This is a genomic window from Streptomyces sp. NPDC057543, assembly GCF_042801895.1.
In the GTDB taxonomy this organism is placed as follows: Bacteria; Actinomycetota; Actinomycetes; order Streptomycetales; family Streptomycetaceae; genus Streptomyces.
In genome coordinates this window covers 21,886-29,035 of sequence record NZ_JBHVFF010000079.1, presented here as the reverse complement: position 1 = coordinate 29,035, position 7,150 = coordinate 21,886, and the positions used below count along the sequence as shown (strand labels likewise).

General features: G+C 69.2%; 6 protein-coding genes. All 6 read left to right on the top strand.

From position 1 onward, the window contains the following. Positions 1-246 precede the first annotated feature (246 nt). Positions 247-1,470: an ROK family protein gene (locus ACFU8Q_RS16100; RefSeq protein ID WP_384453512.1), complete on the top strand. Its 1,224-nt coding sequence runs from the start codon at positions 247-249 to the stop codon at positions 1,468-1,470. Between the two features lie 66 nt (positions 1,471-1,536). Next, positions 1,537-2,874, top strand: a complete 1,338-nt coding sequence (locus tag ACFU8Q_RS16095; protein WP_384453509.1) for an ABC transporter substrate-binding protein — start codon at positions 1,537-1,539, stop codon at positions 2,872-2,874. A gap of 91 nt (positions 2,875-2,965) precedes the next feature. Next, positions 2,966-3,847: a carbohydrate ABC transporter permease gene (locus ACFU8Q_RS16090; RefSeq protein WP_384453517.1), complete on the top strand. Its 882-nt coding sequence runs from the start codon at positions 2,966-2,968 to the stop codon at positions 3,845-3,847. A 1-nt stretch (position 3,848) separates the two neighbouring features. Continuing rightward, positions 3,849-4,751, top strand: coding sequence for a carbohydrate ABC transporter permease (locus ACFU8Q_RS16085; protein ID WP_384453506.1), 903 nt, complete (start codon positions 3,849-3,851; stop codon positions 4,749-4,751). 3 nt (positions 4,752-4,754) lie between these two features. After that, entirely contained in the window at positions 4,755-6,044 is a 1,290-nt protein-coding gene (locus ACFU8Q_RS16080; RefSeq protein WP_384453503.1) for a 6-phospho-beta-glucosidase, read from the top strand. Then, positions 6,035-7,009, top strand: a complete 975-nt coding sequence (locus ACFU8Q_RS16075; protein WP_384453500.1) for an N-acetylglucosamine kinase — start codon at positions 6,035-6,037, stop codon at positions 7,007-7,009. Before ACFU8Q_RS16080 ends, ACFU8Q_RS16075 begins: the two co-directional genes overlap by 10 nt. Positions 7,010-7,150: the final 141 nt, after the last annotated feature.

Sequence of the window (7,150 nt, the reverse complement as noted above, 5' to 3'; positions counted from 1 at the left end):
GGGGCGCCCCGCGAGGTCGGCGGGGCGCCCCTCACGCATATGCCGGCGAGCGAGTCGACATGAGCTCAACTCGGTTCGCCCGTAGCCTGATCGGGGATGCACCGCCGAGGACCGCCACATTCCGGAAGCGGCCCGGGTAACGCTTTGATTGCCACCGCGGCACTGCCCATTGACGCCCCGGTGGCGTGCGCATACCGTCCTCTCACCGAATAGGAAACTTTCCTAACAGAGGCAGGTGCAGTGCTCATGGCCGGAACCACACCGGGCACCCCCCGCGTTCTGCGGGCCATGAACGACCGGGCCGCCCTCGATCTGCTGCTGGAGCACGGCCCCCTCTCCAGGACCCGGATCGGGAAACTGACCGGCCTCTCCAAGCCCACCGCGTCGCAGCTGCTGGCACGGCTGGAGGCGGCCGGGCTGGTCGTCGCGACCGGGACCGTGGCCGGGCGGCCCGGGCCCAACGCCCAGCTGTACGCGGTCAACGCGCGGGCCGCGCATGTCGCGGGGCTGGATGTGAACGCGCACCGGATCGTCGCCGCCGTCGCCGATGTGACCGGTGAGACGGTCGGGGAGTTCGAGCTGCGCACCCCGAGGCGGCGCGCCGACTCCGTGGTGCGGCAGGTGGCGGAGGCACTGGACGGGGCGGTCAAGGACGCCGGGCTCACCCGCTCCGATGTGCACCGGGTCGTCATCGGTACCCCGGGCGCCTTCGACCCCGGGACCGGGCGGCTGCGGTACGCCTCGCATCTGCCCGGCTGGCACTCCCCCACCCTGCTGGACGAACTGGCCGCGTTCCTGCCGATGCCGGTCGAGTACGAGAACGACGTGAACCTGGTCGCGGTGGCCGAGCAGCGGCTCGGTGCGGCGCGCGGGCACGACGACTTCGTCCTGCTGTGGAACGAGGAGGGGCTCGGTGCCGCCCTCGTCATCAACGGACGGCTGCACCGGGGCTTCACCGGTGGTGCCGGTGAGGTCGGCTTCCTGCCGGTGCCGGGCGCCCCGCTGGTCCGCCAGGTCACCAAGGCGAACTCGGGCGGCTTCCAGGAGCTGGCGGGCGCGCAGGTGCTGGCTCGGCTGGCCCGGGAGCTCGGCATCGACGACGCTCCGGTCCGCGGCTCGGGCACCCATCACGAGGTCGCGGCCGGCCTGATCACCCGGGCCGCCGAGGCCGCGGAGGCGGGCGGGGGCGGCCCGCACCCCCGGCTCCTCGATCTGTTCGCCACGGGCCTCGCGACCGGCCTCGCCTCGATGGTCGCCGTACTGGACCCGGAAGTCGTCGTGCTGTCCGGCGAGCTGATCGCGGCCGGCGGGGAGCCGCTGCGCGTCCGGGTCGAGTCCGAGCTCGCCGAGCTGGCGGCCTCCCGGCCCCGGCTGATCGCCGGGGCCGTGACGCATCGCCCCGTCCTGCGCGGCGCGCTGGAGAGCGCACTCGCCACCACGCGTGACGAAGTCTTCGACACGTCGCGCTGATCCCCCTTTTCCGCCGTCACTCCGCCGTCACCCTTCGCCCTTCATCCTCCAACGGGAGTCACCGCCATGTCCGGAAACCGCCGGAAAACGGCCGCCGCGCTCGCCGCGACCGCCGCGATATCGCTGTTCGCGTCCGCCTGTACGGGGCAGAGCAACTCCGGTGCCAGTGATGACGCGTCCAAGGACACGACCATCAACTTCTGGCACGGCTGGAGTGCACCGAGCGAGGTCAAGGGAATCCAGGACACGATCGACGCCTTCCGGAAGGCGCACCCCAATATTCATGTGAAGGTCGTCGGCAACATGACCGACGACAAGATCAACCAGGCGCTGCGGGCGGGCGGTTCGAACGCCCCGGACGTCGTCTCGTCGTTCACCACGAACAACGTCGGAAAGTTCTGCTCGTCGAAGGCCTTCGTCGATCTGAACCCCTTCCTGAAGAAGGACGGGATCGACCCGGACAAGACCTTCCCCAAGGCGATGAACGAGTACACGCAGTTCGACGGTGTGCGCTGCACCGTGCCGTTGCTCGGTGACGCGTACGGCCTCTACTACAACAAGGACGCGTTCAAGGCCGCCGGCATCAGCAGCCCGCCGAAGACCTGGTCCGAATTCGCCACGGACGCCGAGAAGCTGACGAAGACCAAGGGCGATTCGTACGAGCAGCTCGGTTTCATGCCGAACTACCACGGCTACGAGTCGACGACCGAGCACTACCTCGGCAGCTGGAACCCGAAGTACTTCGACGCGGACGGCAAGTCGAACATCGCCGAGGACCCGGCGTTCGCCGCCATGCTCACCGCTCAGAAGAAGCTGGTCGACGACCTGGGTGGCTACGAGAAGCTGGAGAAGTACCGTACGGCGTTCGGCGACGAGTGGGGCGCCAAGCACCCCTTCCACACGGGCCAGGTGGCCATGCAGCTGGACGGCGAGTGGCGGCTCGGGATGGCCGAGGAGACCAAGCCGAAGTTCGAGATCGGGGTGGCCCCGATGCCCGTCGCCGACGACGAGGCCGACACCTACGGCAAGGGCTATCTGACCGGCACCATCGCCGGTATCGCCGCCACCTCGAAGAAGCAGAACGCGGCCTGGGAGCTGGTGAAGTTCATGACGACCGACACCGACGCGGTGGTCGACTTCGCCAATGCCATTCACAATGTGCCGTCCACGCTGGAGGCACTGAAGTCGCCGAGGCTGAAGTACGACCCGCGGTTCAAGACGTTCCTGGACATCGCCGCGAACCCGGAAAGCACCACCACCCCGCCCTCGGTGAACGGCGGCGCGTACCTGGTGTCCCTGCAGAACCTCGGATTCGACATCGAGAAGGGCAAGCAGACGGACATCAAGGCGGGTCTGGAGAGGACCGCCAAGGAAATCGACGCGGCGATCGCACAGGCGAAGTAGCACCGCGATGAGCACAGTTACGCGTACGGGCACGGCCACGTACACACTCCGTTCGAAGCGCCGCCGGTCGGCGCTCCGAACGGCGGCGTTCATGTCGCCGTGGCTGATCGGGTTCTGCGTCTTCTTCGCCTACCCGCTGATCTCCACGCTCTACTTCTCCTTCACCAGTTACGACGGTTTCGCGGCGCCGGAGTTCAGCGGGCTGAAGAACTGGTCGTTCGTCTTCACCGACTACCCGCTGTTCTGGCCCGCACTGCGCAACACGCTCTGGCTGGTCGTGGTCATGGTGACCTGCCGGGTGGTGTTCGGCCTCGGTGTCGGACTGCTGATCACCAAGATCAAGACGGGCGCCGGGGTCTTCCGCACCCTGTTCTACCTGCCGTACCTGGCCCCGCCGGTCGCGGCGACCCTCGGCTTCGTCTTCCTGCTCAACCCGGGTACGGGGCCGGTCAATTCGATCCTCGGCGGGCTGGGGCTGCCCACGCCGGGCTGGTTCACCGACGCCACCTGGTCCAAGCCGGCGCTCACCGCGCTCGCGGTGTGGGGGGTGGGCGACCTGATGGTGATCTTCATGGCCGCGCTGCTCGACGTACCGAAGGAGCAGTACGAGGCGGCGGAGCTGGACGGGGCGTCCGCCTTCCAGCGGTTCCGCTTCGTCACCCTGCCGAACATCTCGCCGATCGTGATGTTCGCCGTGGTCACCGGGATCATCCAGACCATGCAGTACTACACCCAGCCACTCGTGGCGGGGAAGGTCGCCTCGGGCGTGATGGGCGGCTCCGGGCAGCAGTTCGAACCGGGGTATCCCGACAAGTCGACACTGACGCTTCCGCAGCTCGTCTACAACCTCGGCTTCCAGCGCTTCGACTACGGCTCCGCCTGCGTGGTCGCGCTCGTTCTCTTCGTACTCGCCATGGCGTTCACCGCACTGCTGATGCGGCGCCGCAGCGGGCTGATCCAGGCAGGTGAGTGACGTGGCGCAGGGTCTCGACACCCTCGAGGCAGCCGACCGGGCGAGCGGACCGGCCACCCCGGCCGAGCACACGGCACGCCGCAAGGCGCTGCTGAACTGGATCGCCGTGCACGCGCTCGGCGTCGCGGCCGCGCTCTTCTTCGTGCTGCCGTTCGTCTTCCTGCTGCTCACCTCGCTGATGAGCGACCAGCAGGCGCTGACCCGCGATCTGTGGCCGCACCCCTTCGAGTGGAGCAACTACCAGAAGGTGTTCAACACCCCGGGCTTCCTGACCTGGTGGAAGAACACCCTGCTGTACGCGGGGCTCGGCACCGTCCTCACCGTCGTGTCGTCGCTGCCCGTGGCGTACGCGCTCGCCAAGTTCCGCTTCCGCGGGCGGCATCTGTCGCTGATGCTCGTCATCTCGATGATGATGCTGCCGCCGCAGGTCGTCGTCATCCCGATGTATCTGTTCTGGGCGAAGCAGCTGGACCTGTCCGGCACGCTCTGGCCGCTGATCATCCCGATGGCCTTCGGTGACGCGTTCTCCATCTTCCTGCTGCGGCAGTTCCTGCTGACCATCCCGAACGAGTACCTCGACGCGGCGAAGGTCGACGGCTGCGGTGAGTTCCGCACGCTGCTCCGGGTCGTCGTGCCGATGGCCAAGCCTGGCATCGCCGCCGTCGCGCTCTTCCAGTTCTTCTACGCCTGGAACGACTACTTCGGCCCGCAGATCTACGCCTCCGAGAACCCGGCCGCCTGGACACTCAGTTACGGCCTGGAATCCTTCAAGGGCGCACACCACACCGACTGGAACCTGACCATGGCCGCGACCGTACTGGTCATGGCCCCCGTGATCCTCGTCTTCTTCTTCGCCCAAAAGGCTTTCGTCGAGGGCGTCACACTGACCGGAGTAAAGGGCTGACCTATGAAGCTCGCAGTAGTTGGTGGCGGGTCCACCTACACACCTGAACTGATCGACGGCTTCGCCCGGCTGCGGGACACGCTGCCCATCGAGGAGCTCGTGCTCGTCGATCCGGCGGCCGACCGTCTCGAACTCGTCGGCGGCCTCGCCCGGCGGATCTTCGCCAAGCAGGGCCACCCGGGAAGGATCGTCACCACCTCGGACCTCGACGCGGGCGTCGCCGACGCCGACGCGGTCCTGCTCCAGCTGCGTGTCGGCGGCCAGGCCGCCCGCAACCAGGACGAGACGTGGCCGCTGGAGTGCGGCTGCATCGGCCAGGAGACCACCGGGGCCGGCGGCCTCGCCAAGGCGCTGCGCACCGTCCCGGTCGTCCTGGACATCGCCGAGCGGGTCCGCCGCACCAACCCGGAAGCCTGGATCATCGACTTCACCAACCCGGTCGGCATCGTCACCCGGGCGCTGCTCCAGGCCGGGCACAAGGCCGTCGGCCTGTGCAACGTGGCGATCGGCCTCCAGCGGAAGTTCGCCCGGCTCCTCGATGTCGCCCCCGGTGAGGTGCACCTCGACCACGTCGGGCTCAACCACCTGACCTGGGAGCTCGGGGTGCGCCTCGGCGGCCCGGCCGGCGAGAACGTCCTGCCGGGGCTGCTCGCCGAGCACGGTGCCGCCATCGCGGACGATCTGCGCATGCCCCGGGCGATCGTCGACCGGCTCGGCGTCGTCCCCTCGTACTACCTGCGTTACTTCTACGCGCACGACGAGGTCGTACGGGAGCTCGGCACCAAGCCGTCCCGGGCGGCCGAGGTCGCCGCGATGGAGAAGGAACTCCTCGCCATGTACGGCGACCCGGCGCTGGACGAGAAGCCCGCGCTGCTCGCCAAGCGCGGCGGCGCCTTCTACTCGGAGGCGGCGGTGGACCTGGCGTCCTCCCTGCTCGGCTCGGGCGGCAGCCCGGTGCAGGTGGTCAACACGTACAACAAGGGGACGCTGCCGTTCCTGCCGGACGACGCAGTGATCGAGGTGCAGGCCAGGGTCGACGGGACGGGCGCGACACCGCTCGCCGTGCCGGAGCTGGACCCGCTGTACGCCGGCCTGATCGCCCAGGTGACGGCGTACGAGGACCTCGCCCTGGAGGCCGCGCTTCGCGGGGGGCGAGCCACCGGGCGGGCCGGTGGGAGAAACGCAGTGTTCAAGGCGCTGCTCGCGCATCCGTTGATCGGCCAGTTCGAGTACGCCGAGGCGCTCACCGACAAGCTGATCGCGCACAACCGGGAGCACCTGGCGTGGGCGTGAACGCTTCGGTCCTCGCGATCGATGCGGGGAACAGCAAGACCGATGTGGCGCTGATCGGTGAGGACGGAACAGTGCTGGCGACGGCGCGCGGCGGTGGCTTCCAGCCACCGGTCGTCGGTGTGGAGGCGGCGTTGGACGTGCTGGCCTCGCTGCTCGGACAGGCCCTGGCCATGTCCGAGCGGAGCGTCGCAGGCGTGGAGCATGTGTCGGCGTGCCTGGCCAACGTCGATCTCCCGGTGGAGGAGGCCGAGTTGACCGAGGCCCTGGCCCGCAGGGAGTGGGGTCGCACGGTCGAGGTGCGCAACGACACGTTCGCGATACTGCGCGCCGGGGTGGACGAGCCCCGGGGCGTGGCCGTGGTCTGCGGTGCGGGGATCAACTGTGTCGGCATGGTGCCGGACGGGCGTACCGCGCGCTTCCCCGCCATAGGCCGGATATCCGGTGACTGGGGCGGCGGTTCGGGGCTGGCAGAGGAGGCCATGTGGTACGCCTCGCGGGCCGAGGACGGCCGCGGTGAGCCGACCGAGCTGGCGCGCACGCTGCCCGCACACTTCGGGCTCGACTCGATGTACGCGCTGATCGAGGCGCTGCACCTGGGCCGGGTGGAGTTCGAGCGCCGGCACGAGCTGACTCCGGTGCTCTTCGCGACCGCGGCGGCCGGGGACCCGGTGGCGGGCGCGCTGGTGGACCGGCTGGCGGAGGAGGTCGTCGCGATGGCGTCGGTCGCGCTGGGCAGGCTGGATCTGCTGGACGAGGAGGTGCCGGTGGTGCTGGGCGGTGGCGTGCTGGCGGCCCGCCATCCGCGGTTGGACGGCAGGATCTCCGAACTCCTCGCGGTACGTGCCCCGAAGGCGGTCGTCCGGGTGGTGACGGAGCCGCCGGTGCTGGGGGCCGCGCTGCTCGGCCTGGACCACGCGGGGGCGGCGGCCGAGGTGCACGAGAGGCTGCGTGCGCAGTACAGCTGATCCGGCCGGCCTCTTCCCGGGGCGTCCCGCGGCGATGCGCGCCACGGGACGCCCCTTGCGTACGGGAACCGATCAGTTGTCCCGAACGTGTTCATGGGTAGGGAGATCGGTCCGCTTCGGGGATTGGTCCGCCGATCGGCT

What these genes read in the sequence shown, in the direction of transcription:
- ACFU8Q_RS16100 (WP_384453512.1), top strand. Translation starts at nt 247, where the DNA reads ATGGCCGGAACCACACCGGGCACCCCCCGCGTTCTGCGGGCCATGAAC.
- ACFU8Q_RS16090 (WP_384453517.1), top strand. Translation starts at nt 2,966, where the DNA reads ATGTCGCCGTGGCTGATCGGGTTCTGCGTCTTCTTCGCCTACCCGCTG.
- ACFU8Q_RS16080 (WP_384453503.1), top strand. Translation starts at nt 4,755, where the DNA reads ATGAAGCTCGCAGTAGTTGGTGGCGGGTCCACCTACACACCTGAACTG.
- ACFU8Q_RS16095 (WP_384453509.1), top strand. Translation starts at nt 1,537, where the DNA reads ATGTCCGGAAACCGCCGGAAAACGGCCGCCGCGCTCGCCGCGACCGCC.